At 39.2% G+C, this 821-nt stretch carries 1 pseudogene; it reads left to right on the top strand.

Going from position 1 to position 821, the window contains the following annotated elements:
- Positions 1 to 66 precede the first annotated feature (66 nt).
- Positions 67 to 602: pseudogene (locus POTG_RS25060) on the top strand (DDE-type integrase/transposase/recombinase); the annotation flags it as partial.
- Positions 603 to 821 lie beyond the last annotated feature (219 nt).

The raw sequence follows: 821 nt of genomic DNA, 5'->3' as shown, positions 1-821 counted from the left end.
GTCAGAATACCATCTCTTATCCGACCTTCAAGGCTTGACGTTACTGAGATATGAGGTGCGAATGAATCCGAGATTGAGAAGTTGCAAGCGGAGAATCGGTTTATCCGTCAGCAAATTGATGTCCTAAAAAAGTTCAAGGAGTTGGAAAGGAGGTCACGCCAGAGATTGTAATTCCATGGATGGAAAGCATTAAAGGGACGGTAACAGTGTTAATCACAAAAAGGTACAGCGAATTATGCAGACAAATGGATGGCAATGTAGAGTTAGAGTAAAGAAGCGTAAGCAAACAGGGCAACCTGCATACGTTGCAGATCATTTACTCAAACGTCAATTTCAAGCAGAGCGTCCGCTTCAAAAGCTGGTAACAGATATCACTTATCTGCCCTTCGGCAATAAGCATCTGTATCTATCAAGTATATTGGACCTGTACAACAGTGAGGTTGTGGCGTACAGTATTGGAGATAAGCAGGACACCGCTTTAGTTATAGATACCATGCAGCAGCTGCCTGATATCCAAGTATATCACTTACTATAACGTATTTCGAATTCAAGCGAAACTAAACAACCTGTCACCGATTGATTTTCGGCAACTGGCTGTTTAGTAAAGGTGTTTTGATCCCTGTCTCAAATCAGGGGGTCAGCCCCAGCCCCTTCCTTGGGGTGTTTTTTTTATTTTGTCGAACCAAACGGATTACGAAAAACAAGAAAACAACTATGCACAAATTCATTGACACTTATCTTAGGAGACAATATATTGTTATTATAAAAATAACTAAATAAAATAACAAAAATTAATTTGTTATATTTCTACGATTATTTAG

Origin of the sequence: Paenibacillus sp. oral taxon 786 str. D14 (genome assembly GCF_000159955.1) — a bacterium.
GTDB classification, from domain to species: domain Bacteria; phylum Bacillota; class Bacilli; order Paenibacillales; family Paenibacillaceae; genus Fontibacillus; species Fontibacillus phoenicis.
Note: the sequence above shows the minus strand (reverse complement) of the source record. Positions and strands in the feature narration are given on the sequence as shown.